Source organism: Bradyrhizobium sp. AZCC 1721 (genome assembly GCF_036924715.1).
Taxonomy (GTDB): domain Bacteria; phylum Pseudomonadota; class Alphaproteobacteria; order Rhizobiales; family Xanthobacteraceae; genus Bradyrhizobium.
The window spans coordinates 3,204,017-3,223,883 of sequence record NZ_JAZHSB010000001.1; the positions used below are offsets into that span (position 1 = coordinate 3,204,017).

Here is a 19,867-nt window from a genome sequence, read left to right on the forward strand (position 1 = left end):
TCCGTGTATCCATCACCTTCCGCGCGCAAGCTGCGCGTATATGCCTTCGATCCGCAAGCGGCGAATACGTTGGGCTCGGTCGGATATGCCTACGCAACCATCGCACTGCCGTGGGAAGAAGCCTGGGAAGACAAGCTTGAGATCGGTCCGGTCAACGAGTATCTCGAAGTCATTGATATCGATCCGGCAAGCGGCCAGTTCTACCAGCCGGTCGATCTCAACGACCCTCATCTTCTGGCGCAGGATGGGCTGACGCCATCCGAAGGCAATCCGCAATTCCATCAGCAGATGGTTTTTGCGGTGGCGATGAAGGTCATTCATCTTTTCGAGCGAGCGCTCGGGCGCAAGGTGATCTGGTCGCCGCGCTGGAACAACAAGCCGGGAAAGCAGGGAAGATACGAGGCGGTGAAAAAGCTGCGTATCTATCCGCACGCCCTTCGGGAAGCGAACGCATATTACAGCAGGGAAAAGCGGGCTCTGTTGTTTGGATATTTTCGAAGCTCCAACGCTTCGGCCGGCGCCACTTGGATATTCACCGCGTTGTCGCACGATATTATCGCGCATGAAACCACGCATGCCGTGCTCGACGGCCTGCATCGTAGGTACGCGGAAGCGACCAGCCTGGACAGTCTCGCTTTTCACGAAGCCTTCGCCGACATTGTGGCACTGTTCTCCCACTTTACGCTCACCGAAGCGGTCTATGCGCATATACAGGAAGGTGGAGCACTGGACCGCATGACGCTTCTCAGCGGCCTCGCACAGCAGTTTGCCGCGGGCACTTCGGGGCATCCATCGCTCCGACAATATGTCGGCTCCGAACCTGATCCGGACCACCTCGCGCAAACCACTGAATGCCACGAGCGCGGCGCTATTCTGGTCGCCGCGGTGTTTGACGCCTTCCTCACAATCTTCGGAAAGCGCACCGAAGATCTGCTCCGGATCGGCGGGATCAAACGGGGCGAGAACAAGCGGCTCGACGCCGATCTCACCGCGCGTCTGACGAGGGAGGCCGCCAAGACCGCAGATCATGTGCTTCGCATGTGCATGCGCGCGCTTGATTACATGCCACCTGTCGATGTGAGATTTGGCGAGTTCCTTCGCGGCATAGTCACCGCCGACAACGATCTGGTGCCGGTAGATACCTATAATTATCGCATCGCCTTCGCAGAGGCGTTCCGCCGCCGTGGCATTATGGTCGAAGATTGTCTCTCCATGTCGCCGGAAAATCTGTTGTGGGAAAGTCCGGAGCAGATGCTGGGAAAGAATCCCCTGGATATCGCCGACATCGAGGCAATCGGGCTTGACCTCCGTTCCTATTATGGGCGGGACAAGATCATCGAAATTTCCGAGAAGAATCGTTTCAAGATATGGGATTGGCTGGTTGAGCCTGATCCCCGCAAGCCCTCGGTGGATCGTGACTGGGAAAAGGCACTGGGCGTCTACTTCATGCAGCCAGAGCGCCTGCGCCTGAACAGTATCGACTGGGGACAGGGCCCGAAGGTCGAAGTCCACAGCGTGCGCGCCACGCGCCGAAGTGGTCCCGATGGGCAGGATGTGCGCCAGCTTGTCGTCGAGGTGACGCAGCGACGACGCGGCTATCTTGATCCGGACGAACAGAAGAAGGCGGATAGGGGGCCGCCGCGAAAAAAGGCGGACTTCATCTTCCGGGGCGGCGCGACGTTGATCATCGATCTCAGGGACAACCGTCTGCGTTACGTGATCCGCAAGCGCATTGATGACGAGGAGCGGCTCTGCGAGCAGCGCGAACTGTTGGCGCGGCCCGATGGTTTTGGCTTCACTTATCTGTCCGATGAATCCGGAAGCGGTCGTCGCGAACCGTTTGCGATGGTTCATCGTGGCCAATAGGGGGCGTCAGTGGCAAGGAGAGCAAAAGCCGCGAAGCGGAAATCAGTCGGCACCGCGAAGAAGAATGCGAGGGTAGGACGCAGTACCAGGTCTGCGGCTGGTGCCGCCGGCGCCAGCAGAAAACGGGGAGCCAGCAAGACGGCCAAGACTGCGAAGTCCGTCACGAAGAAAGCCGGGGGCAAGAAAAAGGTGTCTGACCCGCCTACAAACCGCACGCCGCGACCTCCAAGTCCCGGGCCAGGGAATACCTCCTCATCGGCCAACGGTACGGTTTCGATCCGAATGTATCGCGGGATGCTCGGCGACTTCTTTTTTGTAAAGCACGTCGTTGGGGCAGACACCTTCAAGATGTTGATCGATTGTGGTGTGCTCCAGTGCATCGGCACTAAAGCCAGCAAGCCGACAACCTCGCTTGGCAAGGAGCGGATTATTGCCGGCGCTGCCGATTTCATGAAGGATTGCGGCGGTGCACTCGACCTGGTGGTCGCGACCCACGAGCACTACGACCATCTCTCGGGTTTCATTCTGGCTAACGATACGTTCAGGTCGCTCAAAATCGCTAAGGTCTGGATGGCGTGGACGGAGGATCGCACTGACGAGGTCGCGAACGGCTACCGGAAACAAGAAGAACAAGGCGCTGTCTGCGCTAGCGGCACTGGCGCGAAGCCCAGCACTTGCCGCGACCAGTGATGAAATGAAGACGGTCACCAACCTGCTGCAATTCTATGGCGGGCTCGACAGCGTTGGGGACGGCGCGATGGGCGTGGCGGCGAAAAAGCGTGACGATCTCGCCGGCAATGCAAGCTGCGAGGCGGTGCTGGAATGGTTGAGGGACAGAGCCGGGCCCGGCAACGTCGTCTTTCTGAAGCCGGGCGATGTCGTGCGTTGGGGAGTGCACGATGCGTTCCGCGCCTATGTGCTTGGGCCGCCGCGTGACGATGCAAAGAAGTTGCGTCAGCTTGATCCGTCCGCGGGTGTGGCACGGGAGGTTTATCTCGCACGGGGCGAAGATGTTGAAACGGTGGTTGGGCTGGCTGTGGTCCACGGCGATAACGGCGGCCGGGTGCGCCTCGAGGATCAGCCCTTCGTGCCGCTGCACTGGTGTCCGTACGGAGCCAACGGCAAAAAGTTAAAGGCGAGGGCGCCGAAGCAGAAGCCCAACATTCGAATCGCCGGAATCTATGCGAAAGGCGATGCGAAGTACCGTCGCATCGACGATGATTGGCTGGGTAGCGTCGAAAGCCTGGCGCTGAAGATCGATGGTGACGTGAACAACACTTCGCTCGCGCTGGGACTCGAACTGGACAAGCGCGTGCTGCTTTTCCCAGGCGACGCGCAAGTCGGTAACTGGCTTTCCTGGGGTGATCAAACCTACCCGGCAAATGATACGGCGAGCGGACCCAGGCTTAAGATAGAGGATATCCTGGCGCGCACGATTCTCTACAAGGTCGGGCATCACGCGAGCCACAACGCTACACTGCGCGAACGCGGTCTGGAGCTGATGACGGATCCGCGGCTGTGCGCAATGATCCCTGTGGTGGAGGAGACCGCGCACGAACAGGTAACCAAGAACTCGCCTCATGGCTGGTCCATGCCTTACGGTGATCTCTACAAGCGGCTCAACGAGTTGACCGACGGTAGGATTCTTCGCGGCGACGGTGAGACTGCCGCTGAGAAGAACAAGTTCGGGGCTTCAATTTTCCATCTTAGCTACGGAACCAATTTCAAACCGAATGATCCGCTCTGGGTGGAACTTGCTCTTGATTTGTAGCGACGGCCCGGCATCAGTCCGTACGGAGAGGTTTATCCATCTTCGCCGCCGAAATACGCCGGCTTGCCGGAGGTCCAGGTTTCGCCCCAGAGCTGACCGCCGCCGTCCACGGTCAGCGTTTCGCCGGTGACGAATTGGGCCGAAGGACCAGCGAGAAAGACAGTGGCTTCGGCGATGTCCCAGGGCGAGCCTGCGCGCATCATCGGGTTCGAGCGCGGGTAGGTGGCGCGGGCCTCCGGCGAATACACGTTCCAGCCTTCGGTTTCGATCGCGCCCGGCGCCACGCAATTGACCCGGATGTTCAGCGGCGCCCATTCGACTGCGACGGCGCGCGACAGCCCGATGACGCCGCTCCGTGCAGCAATCGTGTGTGCGATGCCGTAGAGCCCATGCGTCGTCACAACCACGATGTTGACGATGCTGCCGGGATGCTTGTGGTCGCGCCAGCGTTGCGCGGCGGCCTGCATCATGTACCAGGTGCCGTTCAGATTGGTGTTGATGACGGCGTTCCAGCCCTTCACCGAAAAATCGATCGCGGCTTGGGGAAATTGCCCTCCGGCGCTGTTGATGAGGCAGTCGAGGCGGCCTTGCGCGACCCAGATCGTGTCGAACAGGGCGCTGACCGCGTCGGGCTCCCTGATGTCGGCGACATGCGCGGATGCTTTGAGGCCTCGGCCCGTCAATTGGGTGACGAGCGCGTCGAGCTTGCCGCCGTCGCGCCCGACCACGGCGACATGCGCGCCCAGCCGCGCAAGCAGCCAGGCGATCGCCCGCCCGATGCCGCCGGCGCCGCCCGTTACGACGGCGACTTGATCCTTCAGTGCATCGGCCGCGAACAGGGTCGGGCGAGCCGCAAGCTCCTCATCAGTCAGGCCGAGCTTCGCCGGAGACGGTTGATCGGTCATGAACGGCGCGAACCCTTGTTATATGCGGCATCGGCCGTACATTAGCCACGCAACGACAACCATGCAAAACGAGTTTTGATGTCCGATCTTTCCGCCTTCCGGATCACCAAACGCTGGCCCGCCAAACATCCCGACCGCCTTCAGCTCTATTCGCTGCCGACTCCAAACGGCGTGAAGGTTTCGATCATGCTCGAAGAGATTGGCTTGCCCTACGAGGTGCATCTGGTCGACTTCAACAAGGACGACCAGAAGACGCCGGAATTCCTGTCGCTGAATCCGAACGGCAAGATACCGGCCATCCTCGATCCGGATGGTCCCGGCGGCAGACCGCTGCCGCTGTTCGAGTCCGGCGCGATCCTGCAATATCTCGCCGAGAAGACCGGCAAGCTTCTGCCGGCCGATCCGGCGCGGCGATACCAGACCATCCAGTGGCTGCACTTCCAGATGGGCGGCATCGGCCCGATGTTTGGCCAAGTCGGATTCTTCCATAAGTTCGCCGGCAAGGAATATGAGGACAGGCGGCCGCTCGAGCGTTACGTCGCCGAGTCGAGACGCCTCCTTGAGGTAGTGGAGACGCATCTCGCCGGACGGCAATGGATCATGGACGACGAGTACACCATCGCCGACATTTCCATGCTCGGCTGGATGCGCAACCTGATCGGCTTCTACGGTGCGCGCGATCTCGTTGCGTTCGATACGCTGAAGCAGGTGCCGGCATGGCTGCAACGCGGGCTCGCCCGGCCGGCGGTGCAGCGCGGGCTCGACATACCCAAGCGGCCTTAAGCGGCGTGCTTGAGCAGTTCGTACACCACCGGGTTATCGGCGCAGGCGCCGAAGCCGCATTCGAGCAGCGTGGTCACCACATTGGCCGCCGTGAGTGCGATCACGAGCCATACCGCGGTTTGCCCGAAGGCGCCGCCGGTGGCCGGCAGCACGGCGCGGTCTTCCTCGAACTGGCGGTCGAACAGCAGGATCGCCGCAAGCAGGACGATGGCCGTAATGAAGCCGATCAGCGCCCAAGTATAATAGTGATAGCCGAGCAACGCCGAACCGTAGCCGGCGTCGCCGGGCATGATATGCAGCAGCACCTGCCGGGTCGACGCGACGGCGCCTGCCACCGCCGCCAGCAGCGACATCGCATAATGGCTGGGACGGGGGCCGAAGCGGATATTGAGGATCGGGCCGACGGCGAGAGCCGCGAACAGGATGCGCTGCAGCAGGCAGAGCGGGCAGGGCAGCTCATGAAGAATGAACTGCGCCGCATAGGCCGCCGCAAGCACCAGCGCCACCGCGTAGAGGCTGAGTGCATTCAACGTAATGGCACGCGTCTGGGTCATGCGTCCCTCAGAACGACAATTTCAGCGTATCGGTCGCGTGGTGCAGATAGGTGGCGATGCACGCGATCAGCACGGCTCCGAACAGGCCAAGCGCGAGCGGACGCCGACCGCGCCAGGCGATCAGCATCACGATGACTATGGCCAGAAACAATACGGTGAATTCCATCGGCTGGTCCCGGCGCGGAATGATGCTTCAGTCTATGATAGATTCGCCGATCTGCTTAATTCTAATCCGGTCCGGCGGGACCAATAACGACATTCCGGAATGCAACGACAATGCCCATCACCATCTACGGCATCAAGAACTGCGATACGATGAAGAAGGCGCGCGCCTGGCTCGACGATCACGGCGTGGCCTACGACTTTCACGATTACAAGCTTGCCGGCATCGGCAAGGACAAGCTCAAGCAATGGTCCGACAATGTTGGCTGGGAAATACTGCTCAACCGCGCCGGCACGACGTTCAAGAAGTTGCCCGACAGCGACAAGGAAGGCCTCAACGAGCGCAAGGCGTTGGCGCTGATGCTGGCGCAGCCCTCGATGATCAAGCGGCCGGTGCTCGATCTCGGCGGCAAATTGCTGGTCGGGTTCAAGCCGGATATCTATGCGAGCGAGGTCGCGTCGAAGCCGCGCGGGGGGAAGGCCTAATCGAATTCGAGTTCATCGCCGGATGGAATGCGGCCTGGCGCGCGATGGAAGAGATCGCGGTCGATGATGGCGCGAAGCTTCGGCACCGGCAGTTGGTCGTTTCCGCGCATCAGATTCTTGATCTCGAAGCCGCCATCCTCGCTGATGGTTTTCAGCGAAGCGATGACATGGGTGACGCTGCCGTCATCCGAGAACGGCAGCAACAGCCGCTCATAGGCGACGATTCGCCCGTAGATGTCGTCGATATTGGCGATGGTATAGGCAGGAAGACGGCGCGCGATGCATTCATGATAGACGGGCATCACGATCGGAGCGAGCCTTGCGCCGAGATACTCGTCGAGATAGCGGCCCTTGCCGGTATTCCCATAAGCCGTCGACATCCGCGTGCCGTCGCTCTGGATGGTCAGGCGCGGCGGCTGGGTGCTGGTATCGACGGTGTAGAGTACCAGGTCGGGAAGTTCGTCCTCGATCCGCGCCGGCTGGTATTCCGCCATGCGCGGTATCGATTGGTCGCGGGCGTAAAGCCGCAGCCAGGTGTTCAGCAGGTCGCGCTGCTTGATGGATTTGATGACCGACGGTCCGGCGCTTTCAAATTTCAAGGCGGCAATTCCTGCGCGATCCAAATCGCGAGATGATGCGCCCCGAGGGGAAATATTGTGTGAAAGCGCGCCCGATTGCAGCAAAACACCGTTAACGATGGCTTGCCGGCGCGAGGTTGCGGTTGAGCGTGGCTCGTGGCCCGGCCGAGCGGCGCCGGCGCGCTATTCGACTTATGGCGCATCCGGAACCGCAAGCGCACGGTCGGGCGTGGCAGCATTCCGCCTTGCCTAATCCATCGCGTTGACGGCATATTCCGGCCGGAGGCGGCGGGCTCGGGACGGTTTCCAGGACGTCCAGGAGAGCCTGCCCGAACAGGAAAAAACTGGCCGCGCGCGGGCGAACTCGCGGAGACGGCTGAGGGGGAAATTTGTTTGGCTGATGAGTTCATTCTCGAAACCCACGGATTGACCAAGGAATTCGCGGGTTTCTTCGCCGTTCGCGATGTCGCCCTCAAGGTACGGCGCGGCAGCATTCACGCGTTGATCGGGCCGAATGGCGCCGGCAAGACGACGTGCTTCAACTTGTTGACCAAGTTTCTGAGGCCGTCTGCAGGGCAGATCCTGTACAAGGGGCAGGACATCACCGCGATGGCGCCGGCCGATGTGGCCCGCCTCGGGCTAGTGCGTTCGTTCCAGATTTCGGCGGTGTTTCCGCACCTGACGGCGCTGGAAAACGTTCGTGTCGCGCTACAGCGCCAGCATGGAAGCTCGTTCGATTTCTGGCGCTCCAAGCGCGTGCTCGACCGATTCAACGGCCGCGCCCTCGACTTGCTGAACGACGTGGGCTTGAGCGAGTTCGCCAATACACCGGCGGTCGAGATGCCCTATGGACGCAAGCGCGCGCTGGAGATTGCGACGACGCTGGCGCTCGACCCGGAAATGATGCTGCTCGATGAGCCTATGGCGGGCATGGGTCATGAAGACATCGACAAGATCGCAGCCCTAATCAAGCGTATCTCGGCGAGGCACACCATCCTGATGGTCGAACATAATCTCTCCGTGGTCGCCGACCTGTCCGATATCATCACTGTGCTGACGCGCGGTCAGGTGCTGGCGCAAGGCGATTATGCCGAATTGTCCAAGGACGAGCGCGTCAAGGAAGCCTATCTGGGGGCCGGTCATGCCTGAGTTGAAAATGGCCGAAGCCACCGCCAAACCGGCGGGCGCGGAGATTCTTTCCGTTTCCGACCTGCAGGCCTGGTACGGCGAATCGCATATCCTTCACGGCATCAACTTCAATGTGAAGGCGGGCGAGGTGGTCACGCTGCTCGGCCGCAACGGCGCCGGCAAGACCACGACGCTGAAGTCGGTGATGGGAATTATCGGCAAGCGTACCGGGTCGATCCGTTTTAACGGTCAGGACATCACGCGCGCCTCGTCCGATAGGATCGCGCGCCTAGGCATCGCATTCTGTCCCGAGGAGCGGGGCATTTTCGCAAGCCTCGACGTGCGCGAAAACCTGCTGCTGCCGCCGATCGTGCGCAGTGGCGGGCTGTCGCTCGACCAGATCTTCGAATTGTTTCCGAACCTGAAAGAGCGCCTCAACAGCCAGGGCACCAAGCTTTCGGGCGGCGAGCAGCAAATGCTAGCGATCGCAAGAATCCTGCGCACCGGCGCACGGTTTCTGATGCTGGACGAGCCGACCGAAGGTTTGGCGCCCGTCATCATCCAGCAGATCGGTCACACCATCGCTCGGCTGAAGTCGGAAGGCTTTACCATCCTGCTCGTCGAACAGAATTTCCGCTTCGCCTCCACGGTGGCCGACCGCTACTACATCGTCGAGCACGGTAAGGTCATTGACGGTTTTGCGAATTCGGAGTTGTCGGCCAATATGGACAAGCTCCACACCTATCTCGGCGTTTAATCGGTACTTTGCTGCACTCTGGAATAATGGAGATACTATGAAACATCGGATTTCAGCGCTCTTCCTCGGCACCGCTCTGGCACTTGCCGCAGGCAGCGCCGTGGCGCAAGACAAGACGGTCAAGATCGGCGTGCTCACCGACAATTCCGGACTTTACTCTGACCTTGGCGGCGCCGGCTCGACGGTCGCCGCCCAGATGGCGGTCGAGGATTCCGGCCTTGCGGCCAAGGGCTGGAAGATCGACATCGTCTCCGCCGACCACCAGAACAAGCCCGACATCGGCACCACCGTCGCCCGTCAATGGATCGACGTCGACAAGGTCGATATCTTCGTGGATGTGCTGAACTCCGGCGTGGCGCTGGCGGTCAACAATCTGGTGAAGGAAAAGAACGCCATCATGATCAATACCGGCGCGGCGACGTCGGATCTCACCAATACGCAGTGTTCGCCGAACACGATTCACTGGGTCTACGACACCTACATGCTCGCCAACTCTACCGGCCAGGCGCTGGTGAAGGCCGGTGGCGATACCTGGTACTTCCTGACTGCGGATTACGCGTTCGGCCACGCGCTGGAACGCGACACTTCCGCGGTCGTCGTCAAGTCGGGCGGCAAGGTTATCGGCACCGTCAGGCACCCCCTGAATTCGTCGGACTTCTCCTCGTTCCTGCTGCAGGCACAGGCGTCCAAGGCCAAGATCATCGGCATGGCAAACGCCGGCGGCGACACCACCAATACCATCAAGCAGGCTGCAGAGTTCGGCATCGTCTCGGGCGGGCAGAAGCTCGCGGGACTGCTGCTGTTCATCAACGACGTCCACTCCCTCGGCCTCAAGGTGGCTCAGGGCCTGAACTTCACGGAAACCTTCTACTGGGATCTGAACGACGGCACCCGCGCGTTTTCGAAGCGTTTCTCCGAGCGGATGAAGAACAAGGCGATGCCGTCGATGGTGCAGGCCGGGGTGTATTCGGGCCTGATCCACTATTTCAAGACGATCGATGCAATGGGCGGCAATCCGCACGATGGCGTCAAGGTGGTGGCGAAAATGAAGGAAACGCCCACCGATGATCCGCTGTTCGGCAAGGGCACGATCCGCCCCGACGGCCGCAAGCTTCATCCGGCCTACCTGTTCGAGGTCAAGAAACCCTCCGAATCCAAGGGGCCGTGGGACTATTACAAGCTGATCGGCACCACTCCCGGCGAGCAGGCCTTCCGGCCGCTTTCGGAAAGCGCCTGTCCGCTGGTAAAGAAGTAACAACGATGGCCCGTCGGCGTCATGCCGGCGGGCCTTCTCTCGCGGCCCAAGCTAACCCGCATCATAACGAGATTGAGTGCGAAACCGATGCAAGCTCTCTACGCCCAGCTTTTGGTGGGATTGATCAACGGATCATTCTACGCGCTGCTCAGTCTCGGGCTCGCCGTGATCTTCGGCATGCTCAACATCATCAATTTCGCCCATGGCGCGCTCTACATGATGGGCGCGTTCTGCGCATATTTTCTGCTGCATCTCACGGGGATTGGATACTGGTGGGCCCTGATCATCGCGCCGATTGTCGTCGGCATCTTCGGCATGATCCTCGAACGGACCATGCTGCAATGGCTGGCCGGTCTCGACCACCTCTACGGGCTGTTGTTGACGTTCGGCATCGCGCTGATCGTGCAGGGCGTGTTCCAGAATTACTTCGGCTCGTCCGGCCTGCCGTACGCGATTCCTGATTATCCGGAGGTCGGCGGGTTCCGCGGATTACAGGGCGGCATGAATCTCGGATTCATGTTCCTGCCGATCTACCGCGGCTGGGTCGTCGTCTTCTCGCTCGTGGTGTGCCTTGCGACCTGGTTCCTGATCGAGAAGACCCGGCTCGGCGCCAATCTGCGTGCGGCGACTGAAAACCCAACCCTGGTACGCGCATTCGGCATCAACGTGCCGCGGATGATCACGCTGACCTACGGCCTCGGCGTCGGCTTGGCGGCGCTGGCCGGCGTATTGTCCGCGCCGATCAACCAGGTCCGGCCATTGATGGGCGCGGACCTGATCATCGTCGTGTTCGCGGTGGTGGTGATTGGCGGTATGGGATCGATCATGGGATCGATCATCACCGGATTTGCGCTCGGCGTAATCGAGGGACTGACCAAGTATTTTTATCCCGAAGCTTCCAACACCGTGGTGTTCGTCCTGATGGTGCTGGTGTTGCTGCTGAAGCCAACGGGACTGACTGGACGGGCTGCCTGACATGAGCACATTGACTGACGACACACTGCCGATAACGCCGCAAGCGATGCGCGACGAAATGATCGTGTTCGCCGGGATGGCGGTGCTGCTGGGGCTCGTACCCCTGACGGGCATCTATCCGTTCTTCGTGATGCAGGCGCTGTGCTTCGCGCTGCTTGCTTGCGCTTTCAACCTCCTGATCGGCTATGGCGGCCTGCTGTCGTTCGGCCACGCCATGTTTCTGGGGACCGCGGGCTACTGCTCGGCGCATGCGCTCAAGGTCTGGGGTGTAACGCCGGAAGTCGGAATTCTGGTCGGTGTCGCCGGCGCCGCCGCGCTTTCCGTCGTCACCGGCTTCATCTCGATCCGTCGCCAGGGCATCTACTTTTCGATGATCACGCTGGCGCTCTCGCAGCTCCTGTATTTCATCTATCTGCAGGCACCGTTCACGCATGGCGAGGACGGCATCCAGGGTATTCCGCAGGGCTATCTGTTTGGAATATTCAATCTCGCCAAGCCCACGGTGCTTTACTACGTGGTGCTTGCCGGATTCCTCGGCGGCTTCCTCCTGATCTACCGCACCATCAACTCGCCGTTCGGCGAGGTCTTGAAAGCCATTCGCGAAAACGAGCCGCGCGCGATCTCGCTGGGCTACAAGACTGACCAGTACAAGCTGCTCGCTTTCATCCTCTCCGGAACGATTGCGGGCTTTGCGGGTTCGCTGAAGGTGTTCGTGGCGCAGAACGCCTCCCTCACCGACGTGCACTGGACGATGTCGGGTGAAATCGTGCTGATGACGCTGGTCGGCGGCCTCGGCACGGTGTTCGGTCCGGTCGTTGGGGCCTTCGTTATCATTGCCATGCAGCAATATCTGGCCGGCTTCGGCCAATGGGTGACGGTGATCCAGGGCGTCATCTTCGTGGCCTGCGTGTTGACGTTCCGCCGAGGCATCATCGGCGAGATCGCGCATTATTTCCGCCGATCCCTCTAAAAACGGCGGTTTGGGCGCAGTTTTTCGGCTCCACAAAGTGGTGGATGACCCGGTTCCTGGGGCCGGACGTCGCGCGCTTTTCCCTCGAATGATCTATGACAGTTTTGTGACAGCGCGCTCCGCGGCTGTTTCTGAACGACGGAAAAAATACCCATGCTGCGCTGGTTTCGTGCCTTTTTGCCCAAAGAGGAGCGGTTTTTTGACCTATTTGCCCGCCACGCCCAGACGGTCGTGCAGGGCGCGCTGGCGTTGCAGGACATGATGCGCGGCGGCGACGAGACGCCGGTATTCTGCCAGCGAGTCAATCAGTTCGAACACGACGCCGACGGAATCACCCGCGAGGTCCTGACCGCGGTCCGCCGCACCTTCATTACCCCGTTCGACCGCGGCGACATCAAGAATCTGATCACGTCGATGGACGACGCGATCGACCAGATGCAGCAGACCGCGAAGGCGGTGGTGCTGTTCGAGGTCCGAACGTTCGAGCCTCCGATGCGCGAAATAGCCACGCTGTTGGTCGAGTGCGCCAATCTCGTCAGCCGCGCGATCCCGCTGATGCAGTCGATCGGCAACAACGTCGCGATGCTGACCGCCATCACCGAGGAAATCGGAAAGCTGGAGGGCCGTATCGACGATCTTCACGACATCGGCTTGAAGGAACTGTTTCTCAAGCACCGCAACGGCAATTCGATGGACTTCGTCGTCGGCGCCGAGATCTACAAGCATCTCGAAAAAGTATCCGATCGCTTCGACGACGTCGCCAACGAGATCAACTCGATCGTGATCGAACAGGTATAGGGCAGGGCCAATTCAGTGGACGCCACGCTTGGCCTACCGATTCTGATCTTCCTGATCGCGGTCGCACTGCTGTTCGATTTCCTCAACGGCCTGCACGACGCCGCCAATTCGATCGCGACGATCGTGTCGACTCGCGTGCTGCGCCCGCATTATGCGGTGTTCTGGGCGGCTTTCTTCAATTTCATCGCCTTTCTCGTCTTCGGGCTGCATGTCGCCAACACGATCGGCAAGGGGATCATCGAGCCCGACGTCGTCGATGCGGCTGTGATCTTCGCTGCGCTGGTCGGGGCCATTGTCTGGAACCTGATTACCTGGGGGCTCGGCATTCCATCCTCGAGTTCGCACGCGTTGATCGGCGGATTGGTCGGCGCAGGCGTGGCCAAGGCCGGGATTTCCGCGGCGGTCTGGAGCGGCCTGTCAAAAACGCTGCTGGCGATCGTGTTGTCGCCGCTGGTCGGGTTTCTGCTAGCGCTGGTGCTGGTTGCGATCGTGTCCTGGCTGTCGGTGCGCTCGACGCCGTTTGCGGTGGACCGCGCCTTCCGCATCCTGCAATTCGTCTCGGCATCGCTCTATTCGCTCGGCCATGGCGGCAACGACGCGCAAAAGACCATGGGCATCATCGCGGTGCTTTTGTATTCGCAAGGCCACCTCGGGGCGGATTTTGCCATCCCGTTCTGGGTCGTGATTTCCTGCCAGGCGGCGATGGGGCTCGGCACGTTGATGGGGGGCTGGCGGATCGTCCGCACCATGGGATTGCGGATCACGAAATTGACGCCGATGCAGGGCTTTTGCGCCGAAACCGGTGGAGCTGCGACCCTGTTCATGGCGACCTATCTCGGGGTTCCCGTATCCACGACCCACACCATTACTGGCTCCATCGTCGGCGTCGGCGCGGCGCGGCGGGTCTCGGCGGTGCGCTGGAACGTCGCGAGTTCGATCGTGTATGCCTGGGTGATCACCATTCCGGCGTCGGCGATTATCGCGGCGCTGACCTATTGGGCCGTGCTGTTGCTACGCTGATCCGGTGACGAGTTTAAGCCCGACGATGCCGGCCACGATCAGTCCGATGCAGGCGAGGCGGGCGGCGGTCGCGGGTTCGCCGAACAGCGCGATGCCCAGGATGGCCGTTCCGACCGCGCCGATGCCGGTCCATACCGCGTAGGCGGTTCCGATCGGAAGCGCTTTCAAGGCAAGGCCGAGCAGGACGATGCTCCCTGCCATGCAGGCGAGCGTCAGGACGGATGGAACAAGTCGCGTGAAACCCTCGGTATATTTGAGGCCGATCGCCCAACCCACTTCCATGAGACCGGCGACGAACAACACGATCCAGGCCATGACAACCCTCCGAACCAGGCAGGGTCGTCCCCGCGGATGAGCTGCAAAATTGGAAGGCCGTCCTTCCGCTGCCGATATGGGACTGGCCAGGAGCCCTCGCAACCACCAAATGAGGCTTGATCAGCGCGGTTTTCCCTGCCAAACGCTCGAGCCTCATGTCCGACATTGCCGTTACAGCCGAATCGCCGTCCCGCTCGCCGCTATCAGCTGAAGTCGCGCGGCGGCGCACATTTGCGATCATCTCCCATCCGGACGCCGGCAAAACCACGCTGACCGAGAAGCTCCTGCTGTTCGGCGGCGCCATCAATCTGGCAGGGCAGGTCAAGGCCAAGGGCGAGCGGCGCAATACCCGTTCCGACTGGATGAAGATCGAGCGCGAGCGCGGCATCTCGGTCGTGACCTCGGTGATGACCTTCGAATTCCAGGACCTCGTCTTCAACCTCTTGGACACGCCCGGCCACGAAGACTTCTCGGAAGACACCTACCGGACGCTGACCGCGGTCGATTCCGCCGTCATGGTGATCGACGCCGCCAAGGGCATCGAGGCGCGGACGCGAAAGCTGTTCGAGGTGTGTCGGCTGCGCGACATTCCGATCATCACCTTCATCAACAAGATGGACCGCGAGAGCCGCGACACGTTCGAACTGCTGGACGAGATCGAAAAGACGCTGGCGCTCGACACCACCCCGATGACCTGGCCGGTCGGTCGCGGCCGCGACTTCCTCGGCACCTACGACGTCGTCAACGGCGGCGTGCGCCTGCTCGAAGGCGGCGGCGCCAAGACCGGCGCGACCGAGCAGATCGATATCGCCGATCTTGCCGGCCGCAACCCCAATCTCGACGTCGCCGAGATCAAGGACGAACTCGCGCTGGTGTCGGAAGCCTGCAAGCCGTTCGAGCTGGACGCGTTTCGCGAGGGCCATCTGACGCCGGTCTATTTCGGCAGCGCGCTGCGCAATTTCGGCGTCGGCGACTTGCTGGAAGGTCTTGGCAAGTTTGCGCCGGCGCCGCGGGCGCAGGACAGCAATTTGCGCAAGGTCGAAGCAGCCGAGCCGCGCATGAGCGCCTTCGTGTTCAAGATCCAGGCCAATATGGATCCGAACCACCGCGACCGCATCGCGTTCGCACGGCTGTGCTCCGGCAAGCTCAGCCGCGGCATGAAAGCGAAGCTGGTGCGGACCGGCAAAAACATGTCGCTGTCGTCGCCGCAGTTCTTCTTCGCGCAGGATCGCTCGGTGGCCGATGAGGCGTTTGCCGGCGACGTCGTCGGCATTCCGAACCACGGTACCTTGCGGATCGGCGATACGCTGACGGAAGGCGAGGACATCACCTTCGTCGGCGTTCCGAGTTTTGCGCCGGAAATCGTCCGCCGCGTGCGGTTGACGGATGCAATGAAGGCCAAGAAGCTGAAAGAGGCGCTGCAGCAGATGTCGGAAGAGGGCGTGGTGCAGGTGTTCCGGCCCCGCGACGGCGCACCGGCGCTGGTCGGCGTCGTCGGTCCGCTGCAGCTCGACGTGCTGAAGGCACGGCTCGACGCGGAATATTCGCTGCCGGTGGAATTCGAAGTCTCGGAATTCCAGCTCGCGCGCTGGGTCTCGTCCGACGACCGCAAGAAGTTAGAGGCCTTCATCGCGGCCAACGGCTCGGGCATCGCCGACGACGTCGACGGCGATCCCGTGTTCATGGCCAAGAACGAGTTTTACCTGGGCTATACCAGGGAGCGCGCCGAAGGGATCACGTTCTCCAACGTCAAGGACGTGAAGAAGAAGGCGTAAGCGGCCACCCTTCCTGCACCAATCTCCGCTGTCGTCCTCCGCGAAAGCGGGGGACCCAGTACGCCGCGGCTTATCCGTAAATAACTGACGTCTCTTGAATACTGGATCGTCCGGTCGAGCCGGACGATGACAGTTGGGCTGGTTGCTTGCTCACTCATGCATCCAGTGGATGCCTGCATGCAGCCTTGATAAGCCTCTTGTGCCGCTGCCTCGCCTCCGGAAGTATCCACTGGATGCTTTTTTGGAAAAGGGAGACCGCCCATGACTGATCTCGCAACCTATTCCCGTTCCGGCCCGTTCGGCACCGTCGTGATCGACGATGGCAAGGCCAATGTGATGTCGCTTGCCATGCTCAACGCCCTGCATGTGGCCTTCGATCAGGCGGAAAAGGACAAGACGGTGGTGATCCTGAAGGCCCGCGGCAAGCATTTTTCAGGAGGATTCGACCTCAACGTCTTCGCCAAAGGCAGCGCCCAGGACCAATATCTGATGGTGAAAGCGGGCGCGGAACTGGCCTTGCGCATCCTCTCGTTCCCGACGCCGGTGGTGGCGGCATGCCAGGGTAATGCCTATCCGATGGGGGCTTTCCTGATCATGTCCAGCGACCACCGGATTGCCGCCGGGCGACTACCGGATCGGCATGAACGAGGTCGCGATCGGGCTCACCGTGCCGCGTTTTGCAATCGAAATCGCACGGCAGCGGCTGACGCCAGCCTATTTCAGCAGGGCAGTGATGACCGGGGAGATGTTCGGCCCCATGGAGGCCGTCACCGCCGGCTTCTTTGACCGCGTCGTCCCGGCGGATGCGCTGGAGCGCAGCGCCGAGGAGACCGCACAGGCGCTCGCCACGCTCAACATGGCCGCCCATGCCGCCACCAAGGCGCGGGCGCGCGGGGCGGTGATCAAGATGATCCGCGCCATGATCGACGAGGACATTACGCCGCAGTACGGCGAGGACCGCGTTGCCAAACAGGCATCGGCCTGACGGAAAGCTTCGGCCGCCTGGCAGTGGCGTCGCGTCTCATGCCTTTGTATGAAGGGAGCATGACCGCAAAGCCGCGCCGGGCGACCTATCGCCATGGCAATCTGAAATCCGAAGCGCTGAAGGCCGCCACCCGTTTGGTGGCCGCGGCCGGCCATGAGCAATTGAGCCTGCGCGAGGTCGCGGAGGCCGTCGGCGTCGCGCATCGATCGCTGTACAATCATTTCGCTGACCGCGAAGCGCTGCTCGACGCGGTTGCGGCCGAGGCCTACACGAGGCTCGCCGCCATCCTCGTCAAGGCAGAGACGCCACAGGACTACACCGCGAAATATGTCCGCTTCGCGCTTGCCAACCGCGGGCTGTACGCCCTGATGACGAGCCGCCCGCACGCCACCATGAAGCACAATCCGCCGCTGCAGGCCGCGGTTCACAAGGTCATCGCCCAGGCCGTGCGGGTATTCTGCCAGGATATCGGGAGCCCGGCCGAGCGTCGCCGCGCGGTGATGAAGGTCTACATTACGCTCTATGGTGGCATCTCGCTCTATACCGCCGGCGTCCTCGATCAGCCCAGCGAGAAAGCCCTGATTGCGGAACTGTCCGCGATGAACGCAGGGATGTGAACACCGTCCGCCTTGATACGGGACGAAGCGCGCATCAGCTTAGTCGGGTCGCCTCTTAGGACTTAGGGCCGCATGTTCCGGTGCATCATCGTCTGCCTGATCACCACATTCGTCGGGATGAGCGCCGCCGACGCCCAGTCGCGGCGCCAGATCGACGCCACGCCATTTTCGCACGCGCCCTGCAGCGTGCTCGACGGCCAGCCGTGCACGCCGTCATTTTGCAGCGTGTTCAACGAAGGTCCCTGTATTCCCGAGATCGATTATCCGTACGGCCAGAATCTGCAACTCACGATCGAAAGCGTGCCTCCACAGGATCAGGCCGCGAAATACCGGAAGCCGGATCATGATCTCGATACGATCGGCGACCTCTTTGCGGCGTTGCGCTCCTGTTGGTCGCCGCCACCTTCCGACATCGCGCGTCAGGGCATGCAGATGTCGGTTCGGTTCAGCTTCAAGCGCTCGGGTGAGATCATCGCTACGCCCCGCGTGACCTATGCCACGGCAGGCGTTCCGGCCGACACCCGCGCTACCTATCTCAACGCGATCAATGCGTCGCTGGCGGCCTGTACGCCGCTGAAGTTTACCGGCGGGCTTGGCGGCGCGCTTGCCGGGCGGCCGATCGCGATCCGCTACGTCGACAACCGCGATCTAGGCAAGCAGGCGGAGAAGCCGTAACGGCCGCGTGGCACATTGCGCACCAAGCCCTTAAGATGATACCCGGATAATCCGGAAAACCAGCCGCGCAACGGGAGGCACGTCATGGGACTGCTGGTGTTGATCCTGGGCCTGATCCTGTTCTTCGGCGTCCACACGCTTACCACGCAACGCAAGCTGCGCGCGCAGGTGATCTCCGCGACGGGCGAGAGCGGCTACAAGATCGGCTATGCGCTGGCTTCGATCGCTGGTCTGGCGCTGATCATCTGGGGCTTTGCGCTTTATCGCCGAACGGGCTGGATCGACCTCTGGAACCCGCCAGTGGCGCTCAAGCACATCACGACGGCGCTGATGCTGCCCGCGGTTATCATGGTTGTCGCGTCCTACATCCGCGGCCGGATCTATACGACGCTGAAACATCCGATGTTGACGGGCATCAAGCTGTGGGCGGCGGCGCATCTGCTCGCCAATGGCGATCTCGGCTCGATCCTCCTGTTCGGCTCGTTTCTCGCGTGGGCGGTGTATGATCGCATTTCGCTGAAATATCGTTCCGACGCCGGCGCCCCGCCGATTCCCGTCGGCGGTCCCGGCAACGATTTGATCGCGATCGCGGTCGGTCTCGTCGCCTATCTGGCGCTCGCCTTCGCGTTCCATCCTGTCGTGATCGGCGTTCCCGTCATTGGAGCCTAACATGTCCGTGCAATCTGCCATCAAGCGCAAAACGGCGCCGGATATCCGTGCGCGCAAGAACGGCGAGCCGATCGTGATGCTGACGTCCTACCACGCGCATACCGCCGCGCTGGTGGATCGGCACTGCGACGTCATTCTGGTCGGCGATTCCCTCGGCAACGTCATGCACGGTTTCGAGACCACGGTGCCGGTGACGCTCGACATGATGATCCTGCAGGGCCATGCGGTGATGCGCGGCTCGAAGCATGCCCTCGTCGTGGTGGACATGCCGTTCGGCTCCTATGAGGCCTCCAAGGAGCAGGCGTTTCATTCCGCGGTGCGGATATTGAAGGAGACCCATTGCGGCGCGGTGAAGCTCGAAGGCGGCGTGCGCATGGCGGAAACGGTAGCGTTCCTGTCCGAGCGCGGCGTGCCGGTCATGGGCCACATCGGACTGACGCCGCAATCGATCAACACGCTCGGCTCGTTTCGCGCGCAGGGCCGCGACGAGGGCAGTTGGGATCCGATCCTGAACGACGCCCAGGCGATCTCGGACGCCGGTGCGTTTTCGGTCGTGGTCGAAGCGGTCGCCGAGCCGCTGGCGCGCAAGATCACGGAAACCATCGCCATTCCGACCATCGGCATCGGCGCCAGCGCGGCCTGCGACGGCCAGGTACTGGTGCTCGAGGACATGCTGGGCCTGTCGCCGCGGACGCCGAAATTCGTGCGCCGCTATGGCGATCTCGGCCCCGCGATCGAAGCGGCGATCCAGGGCTACGCCAGCGACGTGCGCTCGCGCGCTTTCCCGGGACTCGAGCACGTCTACGAGATGAAGAAGAGCTGA

At 61.6% G+C, this 19,867-nt stretch carries 25 protein-coding genes; 19 read left to right on the forward strand and 6 right to left on the reverse strand.

Annotated elements, in window-relative coordinates:
- Positions 1–12: 12 nt before the first annotated feature.
- Complete coding sequence (locus V1273_RS15110) at positions 13–321, reverse strand: hypothetical protein (RefSeq protein WP_334382504.1); 309 nt, start codon at positions 319–321, stop codon at positions 13–15.
- On the opposite strand from V1273_RS15110, the gene V1273_RS15115 reads away from it, so the two are divergent.
- The 3 genes from V1273_RS15115 to V1273_RS15125 all read left to right on the forward strand — a co-directional run bounded on the left by V1273_RS15115 (position 307) and on the right by V1273_RS15125 (position 3,637).
- Complete coding sequence (locus V1273_RS15115; RefSeq protein WP_334382503.1) at positions 307–1,866, forward strand: hypothetical protein; 1,560 nt, start codon at positions 307–309, stop codon at positions 1,864–1,866. The two genes, V1273_RS15110 and V1273_RS15115, sit on opposite strands and share 15 nt — an antisense overlap.
- 294 nt (positions 1,867–2,160) lie before the next feature.
- A complete protein-coding gene (locus V1273_RS15120) occupies positions 2,161–2,556 on the forward strand; it encodes a hypothetical protein (RefSeq protein WP_334410103.1) in 396 nt (131 codons plus the stop codon).
- A 4-nt stretch (positions 2,557–2,560) separates the two neighbouring features.
- Positions 2,561–3,637, forward strand: coding sequence for a hypothetical protein (locus V1273_RS15125; RefSeq protein WP_334410104.1), 1,077 nt, complete (start codon positions 2,561–2,563; stop codon positions 3,635–3,637).
- 32 nt (positions 3,638–3,669) lie between these two features.
- On the opposite strand, the gene V1273_RS15130 is transcribed toward V1273_RS15125, so the two are convergent.
- Positions 3,670–4,542 (reverse strand): SDR family oxidoreductase, encoded by an 873-nt coding sequence (locus V1273_RS15130; protein ID WP_334410105.1) that lies wholly within the window; start codon positions 4,540–4,542, stop codon positions 3,670–3,672.
- Positions 4,543–4,620: 78 nt separating this feature from the next.
- On the opposite strand from V1273_RS15130, the gene V1273_RS15135 reads away from it, so the two are divergent.
- Complete coding sequence (locus tag V1273_RS15135) at positions 4,621–5,325, forward strand: glutathione S-transferase family protein (protein WP_334382500.1); 705 nt, start codon at positions 4,621–4,623, stop codon at positions 5,323–5,325.
- On the opposite strand, the gene V1273_RS15140 is transcribed toward V1273_RS15135, so the two are convergent.
- The gene (locus tag V1273_RS15140) at positions 5,322–5,879 is read right to left on the reverse strand and encodes a disulfide bond formation protein B (protein WP_334382499.1); all 558 of its coding nucleotides are present in this window, start codon (positions 5,877–5,879) and stop codon (positions 5,322–5,324) included. The two genes, V1273_RS15135 and V1273_RS15140, sit on opposite strands and share 4 nt — an antisense overlap.
- A gap of 7 nt (positions 5,880–5,886) precedes the next feature.
- Positions 5,887–6,045, reverse strand: coding sequence for a DUF5993 family protein (locus tag V1273_RS15145; protein WP_198027979.1), 159 nt, complete (start codon positions 6,043–6,045; stop codon positions 5,887–5,889).
- Positions 6,046–6,155: 110 nt separating this feature from the next.
- Between V1273_RS15145 and V1273_RS15150 the strand changes: the two genes are divergently transcribed.
- The gene (locus V1273_RS15150) at positions 6,156–6,527 is read left to right on the forward strand and encodes an ArsC family reductase (RefSeq protein WP_334382498.1); all 372 of its coding nucleotides are present in this window, start codon (positions 6,156–6,158) and stop codon (positions 6,525–6,527) included.
- On the opposite strand, the gene V1273_RS15155 is transcribed toward V1273_RS15150, so the two are convergent.
- Positions 6,524–7,126, reverse strand: a complete 603-nt coding sequence (locus V1273_RS15155) for a PAS domain-containing protein (RefSeq protein WP_334368408.1) — start codon at positions 7,124–7,126, stop codon at positions 6,524–6,526. The genes V1273_RS15150 and V1273_RS15155 overlap by 4 nt on opposite strands.
- A gap of 372 nt (positions 7,127–7,498) precedes the next feature.
- Here V1273_RS15155 and V1273_RS15160 point away from each other — a divergent pair, with 372 nt between their 5' ends.
- The 7 genes from V1273_RS15160 to V1273_RS15190 all read left to right on the forward strand — a co-directional run bounded on the left by V1273_RS15160 (position 7,499) and on the right by V1273_RS15190 (position 14,008).
- Positions 7,499–8,254, forward strand: a complete 756-nt coding sequence (locus V1273_RS15160; protein ID WP_334368409.1) for an ABC transporter ATP-binding protein — start codon at positions 7,499–7,501, stop codon at positions 8,252–8,254.
- Positions 8,247–8,990, forward strand: coding sequence for an ABC transporter ATP-binding protein (locus V1273_RS15165; RefSeq protein WP_334368411.1), 744 nt, complete (start codon positions 8,247–8,249; stop codon positions 8,988–8,990). Before V1273_RS15160 ends, V1273_RS15165 begins: the two co-directional genes overlap by 8 nt.
- A gap of 37 nt (positions 8,991–9,027) precedes the next feature.
- Positions 9,028–10,245 carry an ABC transporter substrate-binding protein gene (locus V1273_RS15170; protein ID WP_334368412.1) on the forward strand — a complete coding sequence of 406 codons (1,218 nt, stop codon included), beginning with the start codon at positions 9,028–9,030 and terminating at the stop codon, positions 10,243–10,245.
- Positions 10,246–10,332: 87 nt separating this feature from the next.
- Positions 10,333–11,220 carry a branched-chain amino acid ABC transporter permease gene (locus tag V1273_RS15175; RefSeq protein WP_334368413.1) on the forward strand — a complete coding sequence of 296 codons (888 nt, stop codon included), beginning with the start codon at positions 10,333–10,335 and terminating at the stop codon, positions 11,218–11,220.
- A gap of 1 nt (position 11,221) precedes the next feature.
- On the forward strand, positions 11,222–12,190 hold the full coding sequence (locus tag V1273_RS15180) for a branched-chain amino acid ABC transporter permease (protein ID WP_334368414.1): 969 nt from the start codon (positions 11,222–11,224) through the stop codon (positions 12,188–12,190).
- Between the two features lie 153 nt (positions 12,191–12,343).
- On the forward strand, positions 12,344–12,988 hold the full coding sequence (locus V1273_RS15185; protein WP_334368415.1) for a DUF47 domain-containing protein: 645 nt from the start codon (positions 12,344–12,346) through the stop codon (positions 12,986–12,988).
- 15 nt (positions 12,989–13,003) lie between these two features.
- Complete coding sequence (locus V1273_RS15190) at positions 13,004–14,008, forward strand: inorganic phosphate transporter (protein ID WP_334368416.1); 1,005 nt, start codon at positions 13,004–13,006, stop codon at positions 14,006–14,008.
- Here the strand turns inward: V1273_RS15190 and sugE are convergent.
- A complete protein-coding gene (gene sugE / locus V1273_RS15195; protein ID WP_028346535.1) occupies positions 14,000–14,323 on the reverse strand; it encodes a quaternary ammonium compound efflux SMR transporter SugE in 324 nt (107 codons plus the stop codon). The genes V1273_RS15190 and sugE overlap by 9 nt on opposite strands.
- A 155-nt stretch (positions 14,324–14,478) precedes the next feature.
- Between sugE and V1273_RS15200 the strand changes: the two genes are divergently transcribed.
- The 7 genes from V1273_RS15200 (at position 14,479) to panB (ending at position 19,867) form a co-directional block, all read left to right on the forward strand.
- Positions 14,479–16,098: a peptide chain release factor 3 gene (locus V1273_RS15200; protein WP_334368417.1), complete on the forward strand. Its 1,620-nt coding sequence runs from the start codon at positions 14,479–14,481 to the stop codon at positions 16,096–16,098.
- Between the two features lie 261 nt (positions 16,099–16,359).
- Complete coding sequence (locus V1273_RS15205) at positions 16,360–16,884, forward strand: enoyl-CoA hydratase-related protein (RefSeq protein WP_334410106.1); 525 nt, start codon at positions 16,360–16,362, stop codon at positions 16,882–16,884.
- Positions 16,766–17,083: a hypothetical protein gene (locus V1273_RS15210; protein WP_334410107.1), complete on the forward strand. Its 318-nt coding sequence runs from the start codon at positions 16,766–16,768 to the stop codon at positions 17,081–17,083. The genes V1273_RS15205 and V1273_RS15210 overlap by 119 nt, the downstream gene beginning before the upstream one ends.
- Positions 17,084–17,142: 59 nt before the next feature.
- Entirely contained in the window at positions 17,143–17,700 is a 558-nt protein-coding gene (locus tag V1273_RS15215; RefSeq protein ID WP_334410109.1) for a TetR/AcrR family transcriptional regulator, read from the forward strand.
- Between the two features lie 72 nt (positions 17,701–17,772).
- Positions 17,773–18,375, forward strand: a complete 603-nt coding sequence (locus V1273_RS15220) for a hypothetical protein (protein ID WP_334368420.1) — start codon at positions 17,773–17,775, stop codon at positions 18,373–18,375.
- Between the two features lie 84 nt (positions 18,376–18,459).
- Positions 18,460–19,044, forward strand: a complete 585-nt coding sequence (locus V1273_RS15225; RefSeq protein ID WP_334368421.1) for an NnrU family protein — start codon at positions 18,460–18,462, stop codon at positions 19,042–19,044.
- Position 19,045: 1 nt separating this feature from the next.
- Positions 19,046–19,867 carry a 3-methyl-2-oxobutanoate hydroxymethyltransferase gene (gene panB / locus V1273_RS15230; RefSeq protein ID WP_334410110.1) on the forward strand — a complete coding sequence of 274 codons (822 nt, stop codon included), beginning with the start codon at positions 19,046–19,048 and terminating at the stop codon, positions 19,865–19,867.

Coding starts and splice junctions, on each gene's coding strand:
- V1273_RS15115 (WP_334382503.1), top strand. CDS start 307: ATGAAGGTCATTCATCTTTTCGAGCGAGCGCTCGGGCGCAAGGTGATC.
- V1273_RS15110 (WP_334382504.1), bottom strand. CDS start 321: ATGAATGACCTTCATCGCCACCGCAAAAACCATCTGCTGATGGAATTG.
- V1273_RS15120 (WP_334410103.1), top strand. CDS start 2,161: ATGCTCGGCGACTTCTTTTTTGTAAAGCACGTCGTTGGGGCAGACACC.
- V1273_RS15125 (WP_334410104.1), top strand. CDS start 2,561: ATGAAGACGGTCACCAACCTGCTGCAATTCTATGGCGGGCTCGACAGC.
- V1273_RS15130 (WP_334410105.1), bottom strand. CDS start 4,542: ATGACCGATCAACCGTCTCCGGCGAAGCTCGGCCTGACTGATGAGGAG.
- V1273_RS15135 (WP_334382500.1), top strand. CDS start 4,621: ATGTCCGATCTTTCCGCCTTCCGGATCACCAAACGCTGGCCCGCCAAA.
- V1273_RS15140 (WP_334382499.1), bottom strand. CDS start 5,879: ATGACCCAGACGCGTGCCATTACGTTGAATGCACTCAGCCTCTACGCG.
- V1273_RS15145 (WP_198027979.1), bottom strand. CDS start 6,045: ATGGAATTCACCGTATTGTTTCTGGCCATAGTCATCGTGATGCTGATC.
- V1273_RS15150 (WP_334382498.1), top strand. CDS start 6,156: ATGCCCATCACCATCTACGGCATCAAGAACTGCGATACGATGAAGAAG.
- V1273_RS15165 (WP_334368411.1), top strand. CDS start 8,247: ATGCCTGAGTTGAAAATGGCCGAAGCCACCGCCAAACCGGCGGGCGCG.
- V1273_RS15170 (WP_334368412.1), top strand. CDS start 9,028: ATGAAACATCGGATTTCAGCGCTCTTCCTCGGCACCGCTCTGGCACTT.
- V1273_RS15175 (WP_334368413.1), top strand. CDS start 10,333: ATGCAAGCTCTCTACGCCCAGCTTTTGGTGGGATTGATCAACGGATCA.
- V1273_RS15180 (WP_334368414.1), top strand. CDS start 11,222: ATGAGCACATTGACTGACGACACACTGCCGATAACGCCGCAAGCGATG.
- V1273_RS15185 (WP_334368415.1), top strand. CDS start 12,344: ATGCTGCGCTGGTTTCGTGCCTTTTTGCCCAAAGAGGAGCGGTTTTTT.
- sugE (WP_028346535.1), bottom strand. CDS start 14,323: ATGGCCTGGATCGTGTTGTTCGTCGCCGGTCTCATGGAAGTGGGTTGG.
- V1273_RS15200 (WP_334368417.1), top strand. CDS start 14,479: ATGTCCGACATTGCCGTTACAGCCGAATCGCCGTCCCGCTCGCCGCTA.
- V1273_RS15205 (WP_334410106.1), top strand. CDS start 16,360: ATGACTGATCTCGCAACCTATTCCCGTTCCGGCCCGTTCGGCACCGTC.
- V1273_RS15215 (WP_334410109.1), top strand. CDS start 17,143: ATGACCGCAAAGCCGCGCCGGGCGACCTATCGCCATGGCAATCTGAAA.
- V1273_RS15220 (WP_334368420.1), top strand. CDS start 17,773: ATGTTCCGGTGCATCATCGTCTGCCTGATCACCACATTCGTCGGGATG.
- V1273_RS15225 (WP_334368421.1), top strand. CDS start 18,460: ATGGGACTGCTGGTGTTGATCCTGGGCCTGATCCTGTTCTTCGGCGTC.
- panB (WP_334410110.1), top strand. CDS start 19,046: ATGTCCGTGCAATCTGCCATCAAGCGCAAAACGGCGCCGGATATCCGT.